The sequence below is a fragment of the Peribacillus sp. Bi96 genome (assembly GCF_918698115.1).
In the GTDB taxonomy this organism is placed as follows: domain Bacteria; phylum Bacillota; class Bacilli; order Bacillales; family DSM-1321; genus Peribacillus.
Genome location: NZ_CAKKLV010000002.1, coordinates 145618 through 167226, shown reverse-complemented (window position 1 = coordinate 167226; position 21609 = coordinate 145618). Strand labels below are relative to the sequence as shown.

Annotated in this window: 19 protein-coding genes and 1 pseudogene; 8 read left to right on the top strand and 12 right to left on the bottom strand. The window is 38.1% G+C overall.

The features are described from left to right. Positions 1-893: 893 nt before the first annotated feature. Genes LQ203_RS03310 through LQ203_RS03300 form a run of 3 tightly spaced genes read left to right on the top strand, consistent with a single transcriptional unit; the run spans position 894 to position 1954 of the window. The gene (locus tag LQ203_RS03310) at positions 894-1259 is read left to right on the top strand and encodes a DUF2089 domain-containing protein (RefSeq protein WP_018393054.1); all 366 of its coding nucleotides are present in this window, start codon (positions 894-896) and stop codon (positions 1257-1259) included. A gap of 13 nt (positions 1260-1272) precedes the next feature. Beyond that, positions 1273-1662 carry a hypothetical protein gene (locus LQ203_RS03305; protein WP_230155649.1) on the top strand — a complete coding sequence of 130 codons (390 nt, stop codon included), beginning with the start codon at positions 1273-1275 and terminating at the stop codon, positions 1660-1662. A 10-nt stretch (positions 1663-1672) separates the two neighbouring features. Further along, positions 1673-1954: a hypothetical protein gene (locus LQ203_RS03300; protein ID WP_230155647.1), complete on the top strand. Its 282-nt coding sequence runs from the start codon at positions 1673-1675 to the stop codon at positions 1952-1954. 211 nt (positions 1955-2165) lie between these two features. On the opposite strand, the pseudogene LQ203_RS03295 reads toward LQ203_RS03300, so the two are convergent. The 5 genes and pseudogenes from LQ203_RS03295 to LQ203_RS03275 form a co-directional block, all read right to left on the bottom strand. Further along, positions 2166-2267: pseudogene (locus LQ203_RS03295) on the bottom strand (NAD(P)-dependent alcohol dehydrogenase); the annotation flags it as partial. A 248-nt stretch (positions 2268-2515) separates the two neighbouring features. After that, positions 2516-3694: a sulfate adenylyltransferase gene (gene sat / locus LQ203_RS03290; protein ID WP_230155645.1), complete on the bottom strand. Its 1179-nt coding sequence runs from the start codon at positions 3692-3694 to the stop codon at positions 2516-2518. Positions 3695-3762: 68 nt separating this feature from the next. Continuing rightward, a complete protein-coding gene (cysC, locus tag LQ203_RS03285) occupies positions 3763-4359 on the bottom strand; it encodes an adenylyl-sulfate kinase (RefSeq protein ID WP_230155643.1) in 597 nt (198 codons plus the stop codon). A gap of 12 nt (positions 4360-4371) precedes the next feature. Continuing rightward, positions 4372-5232 (bottom strand): sulfite exporter TauE/SafE family protein, encoded by an 861-nt coding sequence (locus LQ203_RS03280; protein ID WP_230155641.1) that lies wholly within the window; start codon positions 5230-5232, stop codon positions 4372-4374. Between the two features lie 293 nt (positions 5233-5525). Continuing rightward, positions 5526-6242: a glycosyltransferase gene (locus LQ203_RS03275; protein ID WP_230155639.1), complete on the bottom strand. Its 717-nt coding sequence runs from the start codon at positions 6240-6242 to the stop codon at positions 5526-5528. A 228-nt stretch (positions 6243-6470) separates the two neighbouring features. Between LQ203_RS03275 and LQ203_RS03270 the strand changes: the two genes are divergently transcribed. Next, positions 6471-7550 (top strand): glycosyltransferase, encoded by a 1080-nt coding sequence (locus tag LQ203_RS03270; protein WP_230155634.1) that lies wholly within the window; start codon positions 6471-6473, stop codon positions 7548-7550. 69 nt (positions 7551-7619) lie between these two features. Here LQ203_RS03270 and LQ203_RS03265 read toward each other — a convergent pair whose 3' ends face one another. The 3 genes from LQ203_RS03265 to LQ203_RS03255 form a co-directional block, all read right to left on the bottom strand. After that, positions 7620-8339, bottom strand: coding sequence for a sulfotransferase family 2 domain-containing protein (locus tag LQ203_RS03265; protein ID WP_230155632.1), 720 nt, complete (start codon positions 8337-8339; stop codon positions 7620-7622). 38 nt (positions 8340-8377) lie between these two features. After that, positions 8378-9091, bottom strand: a complete 714-nt coding sequence (locus tag LQ203_RS03260; RefSeq protein WP_230155629.1) for a glycosyltransferase — start codon at positions 9089-9091, stop codon at positions 8378-8380. 65 nt (positions 9092-9156) lie between these two features. After that, positions 9157-10059: an NAD-dependent epimerase/dehydratase family protein gene (locus LQ203_RS03255; RefSeq protein ID WP_230155626.1), complete on the bottom strand. Its 903-nt coding sequence runs from the start codon at positions 10057-10059 to the stop codon at positions 9157-9159. 715 nt (positions 10060-10774) lie between these two features. Here LQ203_RS03255 and LQ203_RS03250 point away from each other — a divergent pair. The 4 genes from LQ203_RS03250 (at position 10775) to LQ203_RS03235 (ending at position 15720) form a co-directional block, all read left to right on the top strand. After that, positions 10775-12400 carry a peptidase G2 autoproteolytic cleavage domain-containing protein gene (locus LQ203_RS03250; RefSeq protein ID WP_230155624.1) on the top strand — a complete coding sequence of 542 codons (1626 nt, stop codon included), beginning with the start codon at positions 10775-10777 and terminating at the stop codon, positions 12398-12400. A gap of 280 nt (positions 12401-12680) precedes the next feature. Next, positions 12681-13151, top strand: coding sequence for a hypothetical protein (locus LQ203_RS03245; protein ID WP_230155623.1), 471 nt, complete (start codon positions 12681-12683; stop codon positions 13149-13151). Positions 13152-13444: 293 nt separating this feature from the next. Next, entirely contained in the window at positions 13445-14674 is a 1230-nt protein-coding gene (locus LQ203_RS03240; RefSeq protein WP_230155622.1) for a glycosyltransferase family 4 protein, read from the top strand. A gap of 131 nt (positions 14675-14805) precedes the next feature. Next, positions 14806-15720, top strand: coding sequence for an NAD-dependent epimerase/dehydratase family protein (locus LQ203_RS03235; RefSeq protein WP_230155621.1), 915 nt, complete (start codon positions 14806-14808; stop codon positions 15718-15720). 849 nt (positions 15721-16569) lie between these two features. On the opposite strand, the gene LQ203_RS03230 is transcribed toward LQ203_RS03235, so the two are convergent. From LQ203_RS03230 to LQ203_RS03215, 4 genes are all read right to left on the bottom strand, one after another. Further along, the gene (locus LQ203_RS03230) at positions 16570-17397 is read right to left on the bottom strand and encodes an SDR family oxidoreductase (RefSeq protein WP_230155620.1); all 828 of its coding nucleotides are present in this window, start codon (positions 17395-17397) and stop codon (positions 16570-16572) included. A gap of 1 nt (position 17398) precedes the next feature. Continuing rightward, the gene (locus tag LQ203_RS03225; protein ID WP_230155619.1) at positions 17399-18385 is read right to left on the bottom strand and encodes an SDR family NAD(P)-dependent oxidoreductase; all 987 of its coding nucleotides are present in this window, start codon (positions 18383-18385) and stop codon (positions 17399-17401) included. Beyond that, the gene (gene wecB, locus LQ203_RS03220; RefSeq protein ID WP_230155618.1) at positions 18378-19469 is read right to left on the bottom strand and encodes a UDP-N-acetylglucosamine 2-epimerase (non-hydrolyzing); all 1092 of its coding nucleotides are present in this window, start codon (positions 19467-19469) and stop codon (positions 18378-18380) included. Before wecB ends, LQ203_RS03225 begins: the two co-directional genes overlap by 8 nt. 257 nt (positions 19470-19726) lie before the next feature. Beyond that, complete coding sequence (locus LQ203_RS03215) at positions 19727-21442, bottom strand: ABC transporter ATP-binding protein (protein WP_230155616.1); 1716 nt, start codon at positions 21440-21442, stop codon at positions 19727-19729. Between the last annotated feature and the right edge of the window lie 167 nt (positions 21443-21609).

The window sequence follows — 21609 nt, the reverse complement described above, 5'->3', positions numbered from 1 at the left end:
TTCCCATTAAACAGATAACAATCTCCCCTTATGTCTGTGAACCTATCATTTCTTTTGCCAGTATCCATTATATATAGTTCGTGCGGTGAGACCTTAAATAATAGAAAGCGATGGAAAACTCGGATTTCCTCATCTCGGATTTACTTAGCCTATATAATTCGGTCAAAAAAATCACCATTGCAATAATGCGATCCTTCCCTTTCAATTCAATTCCCCATTTAATTCCACGTTTCACATCAAAATCGTTTGAACAGTTCCTAATAATTTGCTTTATTTGTAAATCGAGTTTGCACATAATATAAACATTTTGATGCGTCACCCTCAGCCAATTCTTCCAAGACTACCCTTTCCAGTTAATCTGGCAAGTGATATATCAGACTTCCATCTAAAAAAAGGTCAACCAGTTTGTTATTATCCAGACCTAAATCGTAGAAAATCATAAAAAATAAAGAGCGATACATATTAGTCATGTATAATATGTATCGCCCTCTTAATTCTTGCTCAACAATCGCTCCCTTTTGTTGAATAACTAATAGGCTTTTAGTAGCTGGAATTGGTAAAGATCAAAGTATGATAAAGCCGGTCCTATTGGCACCCTCTTAGCATAAAACACCTCAACTTTTATATATTTTCTTTATTGCAAAGTCCTTCTATAATTCTTACTTCTTTAAAAATGTAAAAAAAAACCTTCTTTTGTTGTTTTAAAATTACAATTTCAACCATTATGGTAAATATAATACTTGAATGAATAACGAAAGGGATAATTAATAATATTAAATAACAAATTAATATTATTGATTTTTTTTAATTAAAAAATTAAATTTTATTATTTATATTTTTGATTACTTGTTATATAATCGAATTCGAATCAACTAAAAGGGAATGATTTCATTATGGCTTATAAAGTAATTACAAATTGTCCTGTCTGCAGTAAAACATTGAAAATTACAAAGTTGCAGTGCTCTCATTGTCACACTACGATTGAAAATGAGTTTGAATTATCTAAGCTGGCATCCTTATCAAAGGATCAACTTCATTTTGTGGAAGTATTTTTAACATGCAGAGGGAATATCAAAGAAGTTGAAAAAGAACTGGGGATTTCGTATCCAACGGTTCGAGGCAAGCTAACAGACATCATTTCATCCCTTGGATATGTGCAGAAGAAGAAAAATGAAGTAGACGAGAAAAAAGTTGTCACCATGTTGGAAAATGGCGAAATCACACCTGAAGAAGCCATTAAGCTCTTAAAAGAGGAATAGGGAGGAATTTATCATGAAAGAGGAAATTAAAAGAGTGTTAACAATGGTTCAAGAAGGGAAGATTGATGCAGATAAGGGCTCAGAACTGATTCAAGTATTAAAAGAGAAAGAAGAAACAGGTAATAAGCTGTTTGAAAAACCGACTAAATATTTAGATAAAACATTAAAAATTCGTGTTGTATCAGCCGAAAATGATAACGTCACGGTCAATTTGCCTATAAAACTTGTCAAGGCGGTATTAATGGCTGGACAAAGCATCGCAGCGAGTATTCCTCAATCGGAAAAATACGTTAAAGATATAGACATAAGCCTTATTATTGAAGCAATCGAAAACGAATTAGATGGCCAAATTGTTGATATTAAATCGGCAAACGGGGATACCGTTTCGGTCATCATTGATTAGTGATTTGCTTATGATGCATGTAAAAGTGAAAGCAAAAGACGTTCGGTTTACCATCCCAATTCCATATACTATTTTAAACCTTGTTATTTCAATTTTGTCTTCAAAATTTTTTCAACAAAATGCAAACAAATGGACAAAAGAGCACTTCGAAAGAAAAAAACTGGACTTTACCTTTCCACTAATAGACAAAAAAACGCTAAAGCCTATCGTCAAGGAACTGAAAAATTATAAGGGGATCGTGCTAGTAGATGTCAAAGCTAAGGACGGTACTGAGGTTAAGGTTAGACTATAATTTATTATAGAATACACCGACCATTAACTGGCATTTTGAAGAAAAAGCCTAATTTCTCGTTTACAATACCGAGAAAATTGTAAAAAGACAATAAAGTTATTTAATTTTAAAAGCTCAAACAAGCATAACCCCGTTCTAAAATTAGGACGGGGTTATGCTTGTTTAATTTTTGATGTAAGATACCTCACTATACTAAAAAAATATAACAATAAAGCCGTTTAAAAATTTCATTTTCCTTGGGAATAGGTTTTTCCATTTCATTCACTTGAAGAACACCGGGGGGACCGTACTTTGTGTACACGATTGCTTTCATTAATCCTCCTCAATTCGTCACGTAATATCTACGAATCTTCTATAATTGTTCTTAAATGAACCTGCTCCGTCAGTTAATGAAGAATAAACAATTCTGGCCATTGCAATGAAAGTGTCCGCCCTTTTTAATAGGAATGACGTTAACAGGAATCCTTGAATGTTATGTTTTGCACTTTCATTGCATGGTTCCGGATCTTATCCAAGAAACGATCAACTTTTGAATAATCGCTTTAAACGTTTTACAATAGCTTACTCGCCTTCATTTGACTTCATGCCTCTAATCAGAACCTCCGCCACTTCAGGACGCGTAAACTCAAGGGGAGGAATAAGGCCACTCCGGAGCATTTCCCTGACTTTGGTCCCACTTAATATAAACCTATCTTCATCTTTATGGGGGCATGTTTTCATGGAAGCCATGTTCAAACACTTTTTGCAGTAAAAGCTATGTTCAAAGAACAGTGGTTTTATGACTATTTTCAGTGGATCAAACTGGCTAAAGATTTCTTGGGCATCATATGTGCCATAATAATCGCCTACACCCGCATGATCTCGCCCGACGATAAAATGGGTGCACCCATAATTCTTTCGGACAATTGCATGAAATACTGCTTCCCTTGGCCCTGCATAGCGCATTGCCGCTGGGTATATGGCCAGTAAGACCCTATCCAACGGGTAGTAGGCTTTTAGTAAGGCTTGATAGCTTTCCATCCGAACATCCGCAGGTATATCATCTTTTTTCGTTTCGCCGACAAGAGGATGTAATAATAGTCCATCAACGGTTTCCAATGCTGTTTTTTGCAAGTATTCATGAGCCCGATGTACAGGGTTCCTCGTTTGAAATCCGACAACTGTATTCCACCCTAAATCCGTGAACTTCTTTCTCGTTTCGGAAGGAGTCATATGAAATTCATCGAATGGCTCATGTGATGACCTATTTATTACATATATTGGGCCAGCAACATATATATCCCCTTGTCCAAACAGCTTTTTAACCCCAGGATGATTGGGATCGACTGTTTTATAAACAAGTTCGGCTTCCACCCGTTTATCGTATTCAAAAGTTTCTTCAACCTGAATGATACCAATAAGTTCCCCGTCATCACTGTATAAAGCTACTTCATCCCCAATGTTCAGCCGACTTGCCTCTTCCTTCGTGACAGGCAGAGTGATCGGTATCGTCCATGGTAAGCCATTTGCCAGATGCATATCTTTGATGACGCCTCGGTAGTCCTCTTTACCCATGAATCCTACAAGTGGGCTGAACCCCCCGTTTGAAATCATTTCCAGATCGGAAACATTCCATTTCGAGATGGTCAGGGACGATAAGGATTTACACTTTTCCAAATATTGTTCACGGTCATTTCCTGATAATTCACGTTGAATCAGTTTCCCGCCATGTGGATCGATACTGGTTCTTTGAACCTTCATTTATAACCCCTCAATCATTAGATTTGGTTTGTTTTATATTCTCCTTTTCAAATTCGGTCATGAACTATTTAAAGGCCATTATCCTTTAAATAGTTCATGACCTGATGCACACATTCTTCAATGGTATATTGACTGGTTTCTATAAGTATCTCCGGATTTTCCGGTTCTTCATAAGGAGCGGAAACGCCTGTGAAGTGGGTGATTTCCCCTATTCTAGCTTTCTTGTACAATCCTTTTGGATCTCGTTTTTCGCAGGCTTCAATGGGACACTTTACATAAACCTCAATAAATTCATCCTTTTGTACCTTTTTCCTGACTTTCTCCCTGTCACTGGCATAAGGCGAGATGAAAGTGGCCAATACGACAATTCCGCCATCAACAAAAATCTTGGAGACTTCCCCAATTCGCCTTATATTCTCTTTACGGTCATCCGAGGTGAAACCAAGGTCTTCATTTAAGCCATTGCGTAAATTATCTCCATCTAAAATATATGTCGAGATTCCCTTATCATGAAGTCTACTCTCAACCATATTCGCAATGGTAGACTTGCCTGACCCAGATAAGCCTGTAAACCAAAGAATATAGCTTTTATGTCCATGCAGAGTTTGCCTAAGTTCTTTTGTAATAGAAAATGAATGTTGATGAATATTCTCTTGCTGACTCACACTATCTCCCCTTTATTCGCTTTTGTTGTTCCGGATGACAAAGATTAAAGAAACAGCCCACCCGATCAATATCAGCATATAAATTATGGGGGCCCAAAAATCTTGAATGGTCGATGTGATAATCAACGTTCTAGCATTCGTCAAAATGATAAAACCCCCTACAAGGACACCCAATAAATAGGATGGCAATTTCGTAACGATCCAAGCCGCAATGGGAGCAGCGATAATTCCACCCACCATCAGGGAGATTACCCAAAACCAGTTCACCTCCTGCCAACCTAATGCAAGGAGAAACCCTAAGGTGGCGGAAATGGCTATAGCAAACTCACTTGTATCAACTGTCCCAACCACTTTTCTGACAGGAACACCTTTTTGTGATAATAGGACTGGAGTTGTGATGGGACCCCATCCTCCCCCACCGGTTGCATCTGAGAAACCCGCTATTAATCCCAATATTATTGATTTCTTCCTTGAAAGATTAATTGATTTCTTTTCCCTTTTCGTCTTAGTCGTCATTAAAAAGCGAAAAAGGACATACACCCCAAGGATCAGCAAAAATAGTGAAATATATGGCTTTATCAAATCACCCGGTAAATTACTTAAAAAACACGCTCCTGCAAATGCCCCTATAGATCCAGGGATGATTAATTTAAAAAGTGCTTGGCGATCGACATTCCCGAACTTCAAATGAGAAATGCCAGATGCCGCCGTTGTCACAACTTCTGCCAGATGAACGGATGCAGAGGCCACTGCTGGGGCGATTCCGAATGTCAGCAACATCGATGTTGATGTTACCCCATATGCCATACCTAATGAACCATCGATCAGTTGAGCCAGAAATCCGATAAACGCGAATATAATGAGCTTTCTCATTTTCTCCTCCTAGCTTGTCGTTTTTGTCAGACACTTGATGCTCGTCCGACGTCGATTATCCGAATGTCCTAACAAATGCTTTTTCAAATTGGTTGGTGACAATCCCCTATAGATATGGTATTTGTATGATTTCTATAAGATATGCAAAGAACGCTTTGGATGTTATAGACTCATATATGGAGTTGGAAAATTCAATTACCCACTTCCTGGGTCTACTGAAGAAAAACAACCCTTCAGTCAACTAAAAAAGGTCCCTGTTAAATAACAAGGACCCTCGCTTTCCATCAAATCATCTACTGTTTCCTAAGTTCATTTACCAATAATTGTTTCATTTTGGCATGATGTCGATTAATCACAAGCCTATTTTCCATTTTGACGCTGCCTTCATGCCTTATAGAGCCCATTTGTGTATGAATTCTATAAAGTAATAGAGGTTGAGGCACAAAGCATAATTTGAAATTCTGCATGACTCGCAGCCATAAATCATAATCGTGTGTGTACAGAAGCTTTTCATCAAAAACTCCGATGAGATCAAATACCTTCCGCTGAATCATGACCGAGCAGCCATTAATTATATTTCCTCTAATCATTGCTTTAATAAGTTCAAGTTGATTAGGTGGATCGATCCCTATAATCGGAGTAATGATTTCTCCATTTTCATTTATGCAATAATAGCTAGTATAACTAAATTGGGCAATATTCCTTTTCATTACGTCCAACTGGACTTCCGTTTTTTCAGGGTAAAAGATGTCATCCGAACTAAGCCAACATAAATAGTCACCTGTTGCATTTTTGATGCCGGTATTTAATGCACTGGCCGTTCCCCCATTTTCCTTTTTGATGTACAAAATTTCATCTAGATACGGTTCGATTTTTTCTGCATATAATGTAGAGCCATCGTCGACTACGATAATTTCAATATTCTTGTAGGTTTGGTTGATTAAACTCTCCAATGCTTTATCAATGTATGGACAATTATAGAATGGAACAACAATTGATACTTTTGACATATTTGAACCGCCCTTTCAAGTATTTACGCTTTCTTTCCATGCACTTCTTGTCTAACAATGCGTATAAATAGTGATGATTCATTTTCATTCTTCATATTTACGGCACACTATATAAGATATGTTCTATTCCCTTTTGGGTCATTCCCCAAATTGGCTATAAATCCTAAAAGAGAATCATACGTATATTACAAGGCTTTTTGTCACACCCATTCAAAAAGGAGGGGAAAAATGAATATATTATTTGTTTTTTATGTTCCAAGTGGTGGAGTTGAAACATTAAATCGACAACGATTTAAAGCTCTAAAAGAACATGATATCCATGCACATTTTCTTTATTATGATAATAGAAGAAGTTTCTTGAATGACCACTGTGCGCCAACATTTATAACGAACGATGATGCTGAAATCAAAAAAATATTAGAAGATGGAGATTATTCCGCTATCGTTGTCGTTTCAGATTTCCAAGCACTACCAAGATTCAGGTCTCTAGGTTATAAAGGAAAAATGATTATAGAAATTCAGGGATACGGGCCGAAAAATGTTGCCAGAGAGGTATTTACTAATGCCATCCGACATGTCAATGCCCATGCTGATGGATTTCTTAACCCAAAAACTCCGCACATCATGCAATTATTAGATGAACTTTACCCTTCGTTCCCAACATTCAGTTTTAATAATTGTTTTGATACAAATAACTTCTCTTACAAACCATTACCATTAGATGGCTTTAGAAAAGTTGCCTGGATAGGAAGAATCGAGGACAACAAAAATTGGAGTGAATTCCTCAAAATAGGTTATCAACTCATTAACAATCATAATCCCAAAATACAATTACTTATGTTCGAGGATCCCACGTTAAGTGACCCTGAAGAGAGAATGAAATTTAATAAATTAATAGACCGATTACGTTTAAGCACAAAGCTCACTTTACACTCCAATGTTCCAAATTCCCAAATGGCAGATTATTTTTCCATAATTGGCGATTCCGGAGGCTTTTTATGTTCCACTTCTAAAGTGGAAGGAGCCCCTTACGCACTCCTAGAAGCGATGAGTTGTAGATGCCCTGTGCTGACGACGGATTCCGATGGTGTAAGGAGCTCAATCATTCATAATCAAACTGGAAAGTTTTACACGTTAGGAAACCTCGATAATGCCGTCAAAGAGGCAAAGGAATTAATGAATAACCAGAACTTAAGGGAAAGTATCCGATCGAATGCCCTCGAGCATGTAAAGACTAATTTTAGTCCTGATTTGTATGCTCGAAATTTCATCAATATGCTTGAATCCTTAGGAATACACTCTGAATAACAAGAAACAGCCGGAATTTTCGCATTCCGGCTGTCTTTTTAAAGGGAACAGTCCAACTATGGAACTATTTTATGTGCTTTGTTCCAGGTTGAACTTTTTCAATTGATTTTGTTCATCTTCTGTAAGTGATTGAAGTTTATCATTAAGAAGTTGTTTAGCCAAATCATAAAGTTCTATATCCCATGCGTTATATGTTTTAATCAAATTTATTAATTCTGATGGCACTTCATCTTTTGCCAAACGATTTTTAGTTATATTTTTTCTAGTATAATGAATATCTCCCCAAGCATATTCCTTTTTTAGGCAAAAAAGTGTTTCATTGAACAATTCGGTGACTCCAACCACGGAAAATGTCTTTAGGTTTTCTTTCGCTATTTCAATATCAGGCTCCTCAGCATTACCGCATACTAACCTGGTTTGTAAATTTTGGGCTTCAGGATCCTTTAACACAAATTCCTCTAGAGTCATGTCCCTAACTCTCTCATATCCTGGCTGGTTTTGTAGAAAGAAATATAAGGATATGACACGGTCCACTGGATCACGTAACATCGTAAAGTAATTAGAGGGTTTTGAAAAATGCTGATGAATTCCATAATAGTAATGACCCGCTACAGCTTTGATTTTTCTCTTTTCCTCTGCCCCTAATTGATCAACTTTTTTAATCTGGGATTCGTACGAATCATGATCGAATATTTCATGAACTTGATATTGTTTTCTAAAGATTGCACTTAAGGTTGTTCCCCCTGTTTTGGGAACATGCATAAAAATATCCAGATGATCTTCGGACATAGATGATTCCCTCCATTTCATGTCATAAAAAGCGTGCTTTATAAATTCTCCAGATTTTTTTTAAGAAGTGGTCGGTAATGGGTTTCAATCGTGAGGATATCTTCTAACATTTCAGGTTGGAACCTGCTTGTACCCGATTCTTCATGTATCCTGAATTTTGTTAAGACTTCATCTAAATAATACATTTTAAAGCCATTTACCAATAAGCGAAGCCACATTTCATAATCATGTGTATAACGATGATACGGATTGAAGTAACCAACCGCATCGAATACATCTTTCTTCAAAACGACAGTACAGCCATTCACGGCATTACGAAGTAAAAAAGCATGGTACACTCCGTTTTCAATATCGGAAAAGCGCTCACCGGTCCAAGAAAGAATGACTTCATCATTTTTGTTTATACTATCAAAATTCGTAAAACTCACCTTTGCATTATGTTCGTGCATAAACGAAATTTGCAGTGACACCTTTTCAGGAAGAAAATAATCATCCGAGCTTAACCAAGCGACATATTCTCCTGTAGCAGCCTGTATCCCGTGATTCAATGCCGTTGCAGTTCCTCCGTTCTCTTTTTTTAAGTAACGGATCTTCTCCAAGAACGGCTCGATTTTTCCAGTGAAAGTTGTTGATCCGTCATCAACAACAATTACCTCTATATTCTTATAGGTTTGATCTAGCGCACTTTGAATGGCTTGATCTATATAGGAACAATTATAAAAGGGAATAATGATTGATACTTTCGGCTCCATCGTCTACCTCCTAAAAAACATTTTATAAAAAGTATTCATCCAACTACATTCATTTGTTTTAGTCACTATTCCTTTAATCCTCGATGAAAGGCAAGGATGTCCATTAAAGATGATTCAAGTGGGATACTTGGCTTCCACCCTAAATTCATTAGCTTAATCGGCAAAATGGCCCTACTATTTTCAATTAAATCATTTCGTTGTGAATTTACCTTTATTTCATCTGTCGTTATTGTCCTAAATCCTTCAATGATTTCTTCCAGGGTTCGATTATTGCCAGAAGCAACATCATACGTTTCGCCAGGCTTCCCCCTTTTCAAAAGAAGGTCATAAGCTCTCACTGCATCTCTAACGTCCAGAAAATCACGTTGAACATTCGGATTATCGACTTCAAGGACCTTTTCCGTTCCTTTTATTTCCATATCGATAATTTTTTGTGCAAAAATGGAACAAACTCCATTGGATAATCCCGGTCCGATTAGATTGGATGGTTTGGCAATGGTGATGTCCATGTTATATAAAACCTTCCATGATTGTGCTATAAGTACTTGAATTGTTTTACTTAAACTATAAGGATGGGGAATTGAGGAGATGGAATTTAGATCAATTTGAAGAGCTGAGCCGACTATCACGATTTTACAGGTTGGACTTTCTTTACGAATGGCATCGAGTAGGTATGCGGTGGACATGGAATTTGCCTCCAGTGACGATATGGGGTCCATCCATGATTCCCCAACATGGTTTTGGCCTGCTAAATGAAGAAGGTATTGAGGTTTGGTCCTTTTGACAAGCTTGTAAACCTCTTTGCTATTCGTAAGATCACAGAATTCCACCTGAATCCCATCATCGGTATTCAACTTTTTTCTTGAAACGGCGGTAATATCATATCCTGATTTTAGAAAGTGTTCGCATGCATGCTGGCCCGTAAACCCACTAGCCCCAGTGATGATTAATTTACTTCGTTGATTCATTGATTTCTCATCCAATCGTTATTGATGTTAGTACTCGTTTTAAATCAACTCAAGGTAAAAATTACCTCAACTTTTATAACTCTCCTTAATACTCACAAATCATCTTTCTGCAGTTTCAACGCCTTCGAATATTTAATAATTTTTATTAATTGTTGGTTCATCACAAACAGAGTCTCTTAATTACAATATGCACCCACTCCTCTGTTGCTATGGGCTACACTCTCCTTCTAATAACAAAAGGGCAATCTCGCTATGATTTATTAATTATTGAATATCGTTATATGTTATTTGCCACGCTTCAAACGTATCACTTTGAGAGACAGGGTGCCCAACCATTATTCAAAATGTAAAGTCACGGTAAATGAATGGTTAGTCCATATCGATATGTTGTTGATGCATACGATAATAACAGGCTTCTTTCTGTTGCCTTCCGGAAAAAAGAAGCCACAATGCAAAAGGTAATAATATCGATTTGCAGTTCATGTATGTTCCTGTTTTGACAATAATTAACGAAAACATTTCTTTCTACCTCTTCTATAAAATTATCATTCTTGAACATTTAGATATCACAGGTAAGTAACAAAAAAATACATTAATTGGATTATTTTCACCATATTACAGTAATGAGAAGGCAACGCCACAATAATTTAAACGTTAAATGTTGGTGCACTTAACGAGGCATTGATAAATCTTATAACTAAGGAGAGATAAAATAATGGCGAATGGATGTAATCAAAATCCAATTGGATTTTGTTCAGAATCTGAAGGTATCAATACAATAGCCAACGGGGCGGCTTCCCATGCCGAAGGAAATAGTACAATTGCGGGTGGAGACGCATCTCATACAGAAGGGTATCAGACCGAAACGACAGCTGGTGTGGCCCATGCAGAAGGAGCTAACACATCAGCCACAGGGCTGGCTTCCCACGCGGAGGGATATATGACCAATGCTAATGGAAGTTCTTCCCACGCGGAAGGTTCCACTACGGTGGCGGGAGGTGTGGCCTCCCACGCGGAGGGATATTTTTCGAGTGCAAGTGCAAATACGGCCCATGCAGAAGGTAGCTCAACCTTAGCCTCCGGTTATGCTTCCCATGCGGAGGGATCAAACACAAGCGCCTTGAACTTATATGCCCACTCAGAGGGAAATGTAACGACTGCCTCGGGTATTGCATCCCATGCAGAGGGAGAAAACACAATCGCAAGTGGGCTAGTCTCTCATGCGGAGGGACAAGCCACTAGAGCTCAAGGTGAATCTTCGCATGCCGAAGGAGATCAGACTGCTGCTAACGGAAGGGCCTCACACGCTGAAGGAAATTTGACGTTGGCCAGCGGTATTTTTGCGCATGCGGAGGGTCAACGCACCATCGCTTCAGGTGACCTTTCTCACGCTGAAGGAAATCAAACTCAAGCGCTCGGACAAAACTCTCATGCTGAAGGTGCTCTTAACATAGCAAGCGGTTTCACCTCACACGCAGAAGGAGTAAACTCGGTTGCTTCTGGTTTCTTCTCCCACACAGAAGGACAATCGACTAATGCTAACTTTTTGGAAGGTGTTCATGTCATGGGGCAATTTGGTGCAGCAAACGAGCTGCCGTATTCTTGGTATCTGGCAAATGGCATAAATACCTCAACGCCGGGCTTGGCTGCCAAAATTTTAAGCAATGGTAATGTGAAAATTGACGGAACCGTCACCACCCCTGCGGCAGATTATGCGGAAATGTTCGAAACTGCAGATGGGAATCCTATCGATTTCGGATACTTCGTCACCTTGTCAGGAAATAAAGTGCTTATAGCAAATGGCCAAGATGATTTTATATTGGGAATTTCAAGCGCAAAACCTGCCTTCTTAGCTGATAGTGGAGAGCTTCGATGGAAACACAAGTACTTGACTACAGAGTGGGGTGAAATTTTGTATGAAGAAACCATACTTCCTTCTGTATTAGACGCTGGCGGCAATGTAGTCGTGCCGAAACGGGCAGAACTGAAGCCGGTATTAAACCCTGATTGGGATGCCACCATCGAATACAAACCTCGCAGTAGCAGACCTGAATGGATAGCCATAGGACTTTTAGGAAAACTGTTTGTTAGAGATGATGGCAGTTGCGAAGTTAATGGCTACTGTATGCCAAATGGTGAAGGAATAGCAACAAAAGCAAGACAAGGATATCGGGTGCTTGAACGCACAGGTACAAATCAAATATTGGTATTGTTTACTTCTGTCCCAGTAAATAATTCCAATAAAGTTGAGGATTATAAAACGTTAGCCGAATTAAAAGAACAAGGTTACCTTACTGAGGAAGAATTTCTAATAGAAAAACAAAAGCTATTAAACTCATGAGAATCTGGTTTTTATTGTTTTACTAATAAGCACCATAGAAACTACTCGTATACATTTACTCTCATTCTGCCGGGCAGATTTCGTATTTTTGGTGAAATCCCCTTTATCGTTTGATATGCATACTGCTTATCAGGATTTGGAGTGAATATGGGATGATTACAATGCCCTGGAGATTTATAAAATACAAGTCTATGTATTAATTTGATTGAAAAAAAATTAATCATTTAAAAATAAATGGATAACTTGTCCACACCAAAAACATAAAACATTAATAAACTGGATGTATCCCTTTAGAAAAGAGGTGTTAATTATGGGAAAATTTTTAGACGCTCAGATTTCGCAAAATATAAGTGGTAGTGGTCAGATCTCCATTCCAGTTTCCTCTACTCCCGCGCTTTTTGCAACACTAGGCCTAAACACATCAGGTGCTGGACCTAACCTTCGTGTTCAATTCACCGCAACTGTTTCCCTTAGCTCTTTAGCTGCTGTATTAGTCCCCGTCACCATCCAAATTTACAGAGGCGTAGGACCAGGACGTGTCCTTGTTTATTCAGCTATAGAAACAGCACCAGCTGCTGGCGCCTTATTAGTTGCTTCTAGAAATATAATCACTGTTACCGGTGCTGACTATAGACCACCTAACCCAGGTTCTTTGATTTATCAAGCGTTTATTAGTATACCTGGCGGGATACCAATTGTACCAACTCGTACAGGCCCTGAAAGTTTTAACGCGGCTGCATACTCCGACTAATTACGTACGCTAATAGGATATCAAGCCAAAATATTCACCAAATAATTTAATAATTAAGCAGTGAGCATAACCATATTCAACAAGTGCTCACTGTTTATTTTTCCACTTGAAAATATACATATAATCCTCATCACTTGAAAAACAAAAATAAAAACTATTTTCAGGTCTTTGCTTTGCAGGAATATTGGAATAGGAAGACACCCGTCTATAACACAAGTTTATCTCCTGAATACTTATATAAAAACGAATTTGAAATGATAATTACTAAGTACTAACAGATGGGAGATATCTTAATGAAAATTCTGCTTGCCACCTTTTGGGTAACGCCACATGTAGGTGGGGTTTGGAACTATATGCAGCAATTAAAAGAAAAGCTTGAAACTCTAGGTCATGAGGTCGATTTCCTCGGCTTTGGCGAGGACCATGAATATGTTCACATCATTAACGAAAATCGAAGGATATATAGGGATGCACTGCTGCCAGAGGAAATCTCCATATTGATGGAGCAACATAATTCCCCCACTCATGGAGACCCAGTGATTCACTATTATGAAACACGATGTAACTTTTTCCAGCTAGGAGCCAAACATATAGGTTTGGAACAATATGATGTCATTCATACCCAAGATATTTTTTCCACCGTCTGCATTAACAGAATAAGATCCGAAAAGACTGCTCTAGTCGCCACCCTTCATGGTTGTGTTGCCCACGAGCTTAAGAACGCGTATTACAACTCCAAAACGCAAAAAAAAAGCATCGCAAAAAAAGGGCGTTATTATTTTAATCAATTTGAATATGATGGCGCGACTTCAGCTGATCATACGATTGTAGCCAATGAATGGATGAGAAATATTTTAACAGAAGAATTTAAAGTTCCGAAAGAACAACTAAGTGTTTTTCATTATGGATATGATATCGAATCCTTCCTGAAGCGAGTGGACGAAAAATCCGATATTCAACGCCCAGCCGATAAGAAAGTGATTATTTATACAGGTCGATTGAATGAGTTTAAAGGAGTGCATCATTTAATAGGCGCACTTATGCAATTAAAGGAAACCAGAAATGATTGGGTTTGTTGGATAGTTGGGGACGGTCCCCAGGAAAAGGAATTGAAAAGTAAAAGCAAGGCCATGGGGCTGGAAACTGACGTGATCTTTTTGGGGAGACGGGATGATATTCCCTATTTATTGTCCATTTCGGATATTTTCGTTCTGCCAACCTTGATGGAAAATCAGCCCTTATCAGTAATAGAAGCACAAATTACTGGAAAGGCTGTCATTGCCAGTGATGTGGGAGGAGTTCCTGAAATCATTGAACATGGAGTTACAGGTGTATTATCACCTGCCGGGGATGAACAAATGTTAACCACCCATATTAATTACTTATTGGAGCATGAATCATACATGAAAAACCTTGGAATTAACGCCAAAAAATGGGGTATTGATCATTGGTCCCCTGATAAAGCCGTTCAAAAAGTGCTAGGTGTATATGAAAGTGCCCTTTCCAAAAAAAGAAGTAACTAATATGATGCTGCCACTTTCCATGTTGTCAGCTTCTATCTTCCTCCTCTTTTTAGAGAATGCTAGGTAACTGCTTAAACCATTATTATTCATATAACATACAATAATAAAAACATATAAAAGGAGTATGATGTATGAAGGCTATCGTGACTGGAGGGGCTGGGTTCATAGGTTCCCATCTCGTTGAAGAACTTATCTCAAATGGTGCCGAGGTACATGTATTGGATAACATGATATCTGGACACTTGGACTATGTACATCCCAATGCCATCATCCATACTGAAGATATATGCAGCGAGGCAGCTGGACAAATCATGGTTAAGGAAAAGCCTGATGTTGTTTTCCATTTGGCTGCACAAGCGGATGTGAGCCGCTCCATTCTCGAACCCCAATATGATGCAGATGTAAATATCAACGGAACAATAAACATTCTCAAGGCATGTCATGATTCCTCTGTAAGTAAGCTGATCTTTTCTTCTACCTCCGGTGTTTATGGTGATTTACAAAAAGACCTGATTTCCGAAGATGACTTGACAGGACCCATTTCTTATTATGGTTTATCAAAGTTAACTGCCGAATCATATATCCGTTTATTTCATCAGCTATATGGGCTTCCGTATACGATTCTCCGTTATGGAAACGTTTATGGGCCTAGACAAACAGCAAAAGGCGAAGGCGGAGTCGTTGCAGTCTTTTTAGAAAAACTCAAAAAAGGGATGCCTCTAAGCATTCACGGTGATGGTGAACAAACCCGTGATTTCATATATGTGAAAGATATCATACATGCAAATATCGCTTCAGTGAATCGAGGAAACCAAGAAACAATCCAGGTCAGCACTGCACAGAAAACATCTGTAAATCACCTATTGAAAATGCTAACACAAATTCATGGCTCCAAGGTGGATACGGTTCATTCTGCCGCAAGAACAGGAGATATTAAACACAGCTGCCTTGATAACAGGAAAGCACAGCAATCGCTGAATTGGTATCCTAAGACCGATATTTTCCAAGGTTTATCCGAAACGTATTCTTTCTCAACTAAAAAATAGTTCAATCGATAATCCGCATATATGTCCGCCCTCACTAAGACCACCAATTTTCAGGATATTTAATCCCAAACTTTACATTTTCGATTTATCCATTTACTGATCTGTGGAGTGAATGAAGAGACTTTTTATCTGGAGTTAAGTTAATTATTCATTGAATAAAAGTGTATCGTTTCTGACTTTACACTTTATACGGCAAGAACAGTTCATAAATAAAACCGGATAAAAAAAGAAGCTGTGTTTTTATCCTAATAATCTCCCGAATACCTTTGTTTCGGGAGATTATTAGCAGTATTGAACGCTTTTAAAACGGCTTCATTAAACGATGATGCCCCTAAGTTTGGACAAGTTTAATTGTCTATTTATCATTCCTTCCAAGTGAGTTACCCCATCAATCATAAGGCAGCCCGCTAAATATAATAACGCTTACAACCCTCTTGACAGTTTACTAGTTTACAATCTCCTCTTGCCAAAGATTCTATGAAGTGAAAGCCAAAAATGATGCTACTATTTTTTCTTTTTCAATATGGAACTTAATATGTAATATACTAATGGCCCCTCAAAGTAATTGACCATTAATACTAGTTGTTCATTCAGGAAAAAGACTCCTCGGAAGGTAACTAGCCTTTCACATTTCTTTGGATGTAACTTTTCTTGACTGAATACTTCTATGCGAAAGGAAGTTTCTTACACGAAGAGATCTTTACATTACAAGAAAAATAAATATATTTCGTTTTTTAGTCTTCAATGTTTTGGTTTGCCTACCCCATCAAAAACTTAGGTGGTTTTGTTCTTCCAGACTCCATACAAATCGCTTTCATCATGATTCATTTAGCGAATTCTTCTATTTTCTTACTGCTTTTTCATCCAATCTCTTAATTCCACTAACATTTTTTCGTAAGTAGGCATTTTGTATTGAAAATCGTTTCTTGTATTTTTTATGGATCGATCCAGAACTATATTTGAATCTGGAATGATTTCCACATCCGTTTTCTTAAAGGTTTGCTGTATCAATTTTAATAGGGCCGCTTTTGATATTTTTTCATCTGAACCAAGATGATATAATCCGGTAATATTCATCTGGATCATCGTGTCCAGCGCCCTAGCAAGCTCGAGAGTCGTTACACCATTCCATAGAACTTTTTCGTATCCTTTTATTTTTCCTTTTTGCTTCATGAACCAAAGGAATAAACCAATTCCATCTTCTTTTAGCTCCGGGCCAATTATGGAGGTGCGTATTGTCAAATGTTTTTCACTAATAATTTCCCCCAAATGTTTGGATTGACCATAAATGGTCGAACTGTCAGGAATATCATCCTCGGTATAATCTCCTTTATTACCTGAAAATACACAATCTGTACTGATATGGATCAATTTTCCATTATTGCGTTCTGTCAATTTAACAAGCTGATGGGGAAAAACACTGTTTACCTGAAAAGCGAGTTTCGTATTATCATTTGCATGATTATTTAAAATGCCGATACAATTTATCGTAATGTCGGGTTTTACTTTGTCCATAATTTCCTCAAGACCCGTTAAATCGGTTACATCCAAATATAAACCCTTTTTATCATTCCGATCCCTTGATGTATAGCTAACCTGATACTTGGGGTCCCCTGTGAAATAGTCCTTTATTACATGGCCTGCCATCCCTTGTCCACCAAGGACTAGTACCTTCATGTTAAATGAAGCCCCCTTTCTTTAACATTTCCTTAATTTGGGCTTTTTCCATTAGTCCTGTGCCAGAGTTGTAGTCTTCCAAACTAACAGACTGGTATTTGGAATAATGCTCCTTTATACCCTCTATGTGAATGGCTGGCAGTATAACATAATATTCATCATCATAGGCAATTGCCGTTGTGCTTTCGTATTCTGAAAGAAGGATCTCATGGAGTTTTTCACCTGGACGGATGCCTAGGACATCCACTTCCACATCTGCTTTATTGGATGCTTCTATCAACACTTCGGCTAGGTCGATAATCTTACAGGAAGGCATTTTCATCACGAATATTTCTCCGCCGACACTTTCAAATGTTGCCTTGAACACCAATTTTATCGCTTCTTGAATGGTTAGAAAGAATCTTGTCATATTTAAGTCCGTTATACCGATTTTTCCCTTTTCCTTGATTTGCTTTTTGAATACATGAATGACACTTCCGTTAGTTCCCAAAACGTTTCCGCCTCGGATACATACAAACCTAGTTTTCGTGTTTAATGTATTAGCGTGAATGATCAGCCTTTCTGCCATCGCTTTTGAAAGGCCATAAAAATTGGATGGATTTGAAGCCTTGTCTGTAGAAATATTTATAACTGAATGAACATTACAGCTAATGGCTGCTTCTATGACATTCTGTGTTCCAGTCACATTTGTTTTTAATGCTTCAATGGGTTGGTCCTCACAAACAGGTACATGCTTTAACGCTGCCAAATGAAAGATATAATCAACACCTTGGCATGCTTCCAATAAAGCTTCCTTCTCTTTTACGTCTCCAATAATGAAATGCAATTTCGGATTATTATCAAACTCCTGTTTCATTGTGAATTGATTGGACTCATTCCTTGAAAAAATACGGATTTCGCTTGGTTCATATTCTAATAGCTGTCTAACCAATTCATAACCCCATGAGCCTGTACCGCCTGTTACCAAGATTGTTCGATTCTTAATCAATTTCATGGCCTCCCAGTATTATTTTAAGTACTTTATCCGAAACGTTTCTATGGTCGTAGCCTTCTGGAAAAGTCCAGTCTTTTTGCTGGTTAACCATAATGTTTACACAATTGACGATTTGTTTTGCATTAATTCCCGATAACATATTGCTGCCCGACTCAATCGTTTCAGGCCGTTCCGTAGTTTTTCGAATTGTAACGGCAGGTACATGGAACAAGCAACATTCTTCTTGGACGGTTCCACTATCGGTCAGCACACAAAAAGCGTTTTTTTCAAGCTTTACAAAGTCGAAGAAACCAAAGGGTTCATGGAATTCTATCAGTGGATGTACATCTAATTTAGGACTGAGTTCAATGCGGGATTTTGTCCGGGGATGTAAACTGCAAATGATTCTTTTTTGATAGGTTTCGGCTACTAAATTAATGCCCTTCATAATTTCCAGCAAACGATCTTCATAGTCTACATTTTCAGCACGATGGGCCGTAACGAGGAAATAATCCTCCTTACCCAGATTCAATTTATCCAAAATGACACTTTGCTCAATCTCATTGTTGAAATGGTTCAAAACCTCGTAAATTGGGTTCCCCGATAAATAGATTCTTTTACTTGGGATACCTTCATTCAAAAGATTCTCCTTACTTTGTGGAGTGTAAGGTAAATTCAAGCTTGAAACAGCATCAATGATCCGACGATTTTTTTCTTCTGGCACTTCCAGGTCAAAGCAACGGTTTCCCGCTTCCATATGAATGACCGGGATCCCCATTCTTTCTGCCAGGATGGAGCTAAGCCCGGAGTTCGTATCACCTAACACTAATACTTTGTCTGGCTTTTCATTTAACAGAATGGTTTCTAAATTCATGAAAATGGCCGATAACTGTTCTCCGAGGGTTTTTTGTTGATTCAGCAAGACATAATCAGGTTTCCTTACCTGTAGCTGTTGGAAGAATATTTCGCTTAAGGATGTAGTGAAATTTTGTCCAGTGTGTACTAGAATATGTGAATCAGCATACTGATCCAATTTCTTTATTATGAGACTTAATCTGATGATTTCAGGTCGGGTCCCTAAAATGGTCATTACTTTCACGATTTGCACTCCTTACTCTTTTCTGGTATATGGCCTCTCCGTCTACCCTTTATTGTATGCACTGCCAATCCTATTGATATAGGCTAACCTATTAGATTTCGGTCTATTTAAACAAATAACCGCCTTTATAGTCTGCACTTCCCCCCCCCTGGCCTAGTTGCGTTTATAGACCTTTTTTCCTGAAATCATTATTGATTGAACTCCATATCATTCTATTAAAAAAGCTATATATCCTTGTGAGGACATATAGCTTTTTATCATTTTTGGAATTGTAATTGATGCAGATTGGCAAAGATGCCACCCTGTTTAAGTAAGTAATCGTGACGTCCCTCTTCGGCAATTCCTTCTTCCGTAACAACAATGATTTTGTCAGCGTTTCGAATGGTCGCCAATCGGTGAGCGATGATCAATGTAGTTCTGTTTTCAGCAAGTTCAGTAAGTGCCTGCTGAATGATTCTTTCCGTCTCAGTATCGAGTGCAGAGGTGGCTTCATCGAGAATTAATATTGGCGGGTTCTTCAAGAACATCCTCGCTATTGCAATTCTTTGTTTCTGTCCTCCCGATAATTTCAAACCACGTTCACCTATTTGTGTTTCATAGCCATCCGGAAGTCCTTCAATGAAAGTCTCCAAATGGGCTTTTCTTGCAGCTTCAGAAATTTGTTCATCCTTTGCATCAAGCATTCCGTAAGCAATGTTCTCTTTTAAAGTGCCTGTAAAAAGAAACACATCTTGCTGAACAATGCCAATTTGTGACCGCAGCGACTTTTTCGTCATCTCACGAATATCAATTCCATCAATGGAAATTGAGCCGGAATTAACATCATAAAATCGCGGGATCAATGAACATATGGTTGTTTTGCCTGCTCCTGATGGCCCCACAAAAGCGACGGTTTCACCAGATTTAATATTCAGGTCAATTCCTTTTAAAACGTTTTTTTTATCTTCATATTTAAAAGAAACGTCTTTAAAGGAAATATCCCCCAAAAGGGAAGTAACTGCTATTGCATCCTTTTTATCCACGACATCAGGCGCTACATCCAAAAGTTCAGTAAAACGTTTAAAACCAGCCATTCCTTTCGGATAGAGTTCCATCAGCGCACTGATTTTGTCAACTGGCTTAAATAAGACGTTAACATATAAAACGAATGCAACTAGTTCTCCATATGAAAGCTCCCCATGAAAGGTTAGCCAAGCTCCCATCACCAATACGGCAAGGGTCATAAACCTTGTCATCATGTAGATGCCTGATAGACTAAAGGACATTACCTTATATCCAACGAGTTTCGCTTTACGGAATCTGCGATTATTCGTGGTAAATCGGTCCATTTCGTATGTTTCATTAGTAAAGGATTGTACAACCCTCACTCCTGAGACGCTGTCTTCCACACGTGCATTTACATCCGCAACTTCTGTATACATTTGCTTCCAGGCTTTATTCATCTTTAAATTACTTATGACAATTAACAAAACGAGGAATGGTAATATACAAACGGAGATGAGTGCCAGTTTCACATTGATTGTCAACATAATCCAAAACGCGCCAATAAAAGTCATGAAGGCAATAAATAAATCTTCGGGCCCATGGTGAGCAAGTTCCCCTATATCGAACAGATCATTGGTTATCCGGCTCATGATATGGCCGGTTTTCGTGTTATCAAAAAAACGAAAAGATTGTTTTTGCACATGTTCAAATAATTCCTCACGCATATCAGTCTCAATATTGATACCCAATTTGTGACCCCAGTACCCTACAATGAACTGTAACAAGGTACTAATGATATAAATAAGTAATAAACCGGCACTTACTGATACAATTGCAGGCCAATCATCGCCAGGAAGCAGTGTATCTATAAACCACTGAACGGCTAGCGGAAATGCCAGTTCAAGTACAGCAACTACTACTGCACTGAAGAAGTCAATAATGAATAACCGCTTATGCGGCAGGTAATACGAAGCAAAACGTCGAATCATCAAATTTTTCTCCTTTTTAACATATATTAAGGAGTATAATTGCATATTCAATAATCAGCAAGCATTTCAGGTTCCCATGCTTAAATCATGGTAAGATTATCTGTATAAAAAAACCAACCCGGCTCATACAATTTATTCGTTTAAGGAGTGAATCCAGTGTAAATAAA

What these genes read in the sequence shown, in the direction of transcription:
- LQ203_RS03310 (WP_018393054.1), top strand. Translation starts at nt 894, where the DNA reads ATGGCTTATAAAGTAATTACAAATTGTCCTGTCTGCAGTAAAACATTG.
- LQ203_RS03305 (WP_230155649.1), top strand. Translation starts at nt 1,273, where the DNA reads ATGAAAGAGGAAATTAAAAGAGTGTTAACAATGGTTCAAGAAGGGAAG.
- LQ203_RS03300 (WP_230155647.1), top strand. Translation starts at nt 1,673, where the DNA reads ATGATGCATGTAAAAGTGAAAGCAAAAGACGTTCGGTTTACCATCCCA.
- sat (WP_230155645.1), bottom strand. Translation starts at nt 3,694, where the DNA reads ATGAAGGTTCAAAGAACCAGTATCGATCCACATGGCGGGAAACTGATT.
- LQ203_RS03280 (WP_230155641.1), bottom strand. Translation starts at nt 5,232, where the DNA reads ATGAGAAAGCTCATTATATTCGCGTTTATCGGATTTCTGGCTCAACTG.
- LQ203_RS03275 (WP_230155639.1), bottom strand. Translation starts at nt 6,242, where the DNA reads ATGTCAAAAGTATCAATTGTTGTTCCATTCTATAATTGTCCATACATT.
- LQ203_RS03270 (WP_230155634.1), top strand. Translation starts at nt 6,471, where the DNA reads ATGAATATATTATTTGTTTTTTATGTTCCAAGTGGTGGAGTTGAAACA.
- LQ203_RS03265 (WP_230155632.1), bottom strand. Translation starts at nt 8,339, where the DNA reads ATGTCCGAAGATCATCTGGATATTTTTATGCATGTTCCCAAAACAGGG.
- LQ203_RS03260 (WP_230155629.1), bottom strand. Translation starts at nt 9,091, where the DNA reads ATGGAGCCGAAAGTATCAATCATTATTCCCTTTTATAATTGTTCCTAT.
- LQ203_RS03255 (WP_230155626.1), bottom strand. Translation starts at nt 10,059, where the DNA reads ATGAATCAACGAAGTAAATTAATCATCACTGGGGCTAGTGGGTTTACG.
- LQ203_RS03250 (WP_230155624.1), top strand. Translation starts at nt 10,775, where the DNA reads ATGGCGAATGGATGTAATCAAAATCCAATTGGATTTTGTTCAGAATCT.
- LQ203_RS03245 (WP_230155623.1), top strand. Translation starts at nt 12,681, where the DNA reads ATGTATCCCTTTAGAAAAGAGGTGTTAATTATGGGAAAATTTTTAGAC.
- LQ203_RS03240 (WP_230155622.1), top strand. Translation starts at nt 13,445, where the DNA reads ATGAAAATTCTGCTTGCCACCTTTTGGGTAACGCCACATGTAGGTGGG.
- LQ203_RS03235 (WP_230155621.1), top strand. Translation starts at nt 14,806, where the DNA reads ATGAAGGCTATCGTGACTGGAGGGGCTGGGTTCATAGGTTCCCATCTC.
- LQ203_RS03230 (WP_230155620.1), bottom strand. Translation starts at nt 17,397, where the DNA reads ATGAAGGTACTAGTCCTTGGTGGACAAGGGATGGCAGGCCATGTAATA.
- LQ203_RS03215 (WP_230155616.1), bottom strand. Translation starts at nt 21,442, where the DNA reads ATGATTCGACGTTTTGCTTCGTATTACCTGCCGCATAAGCGGTTATTC.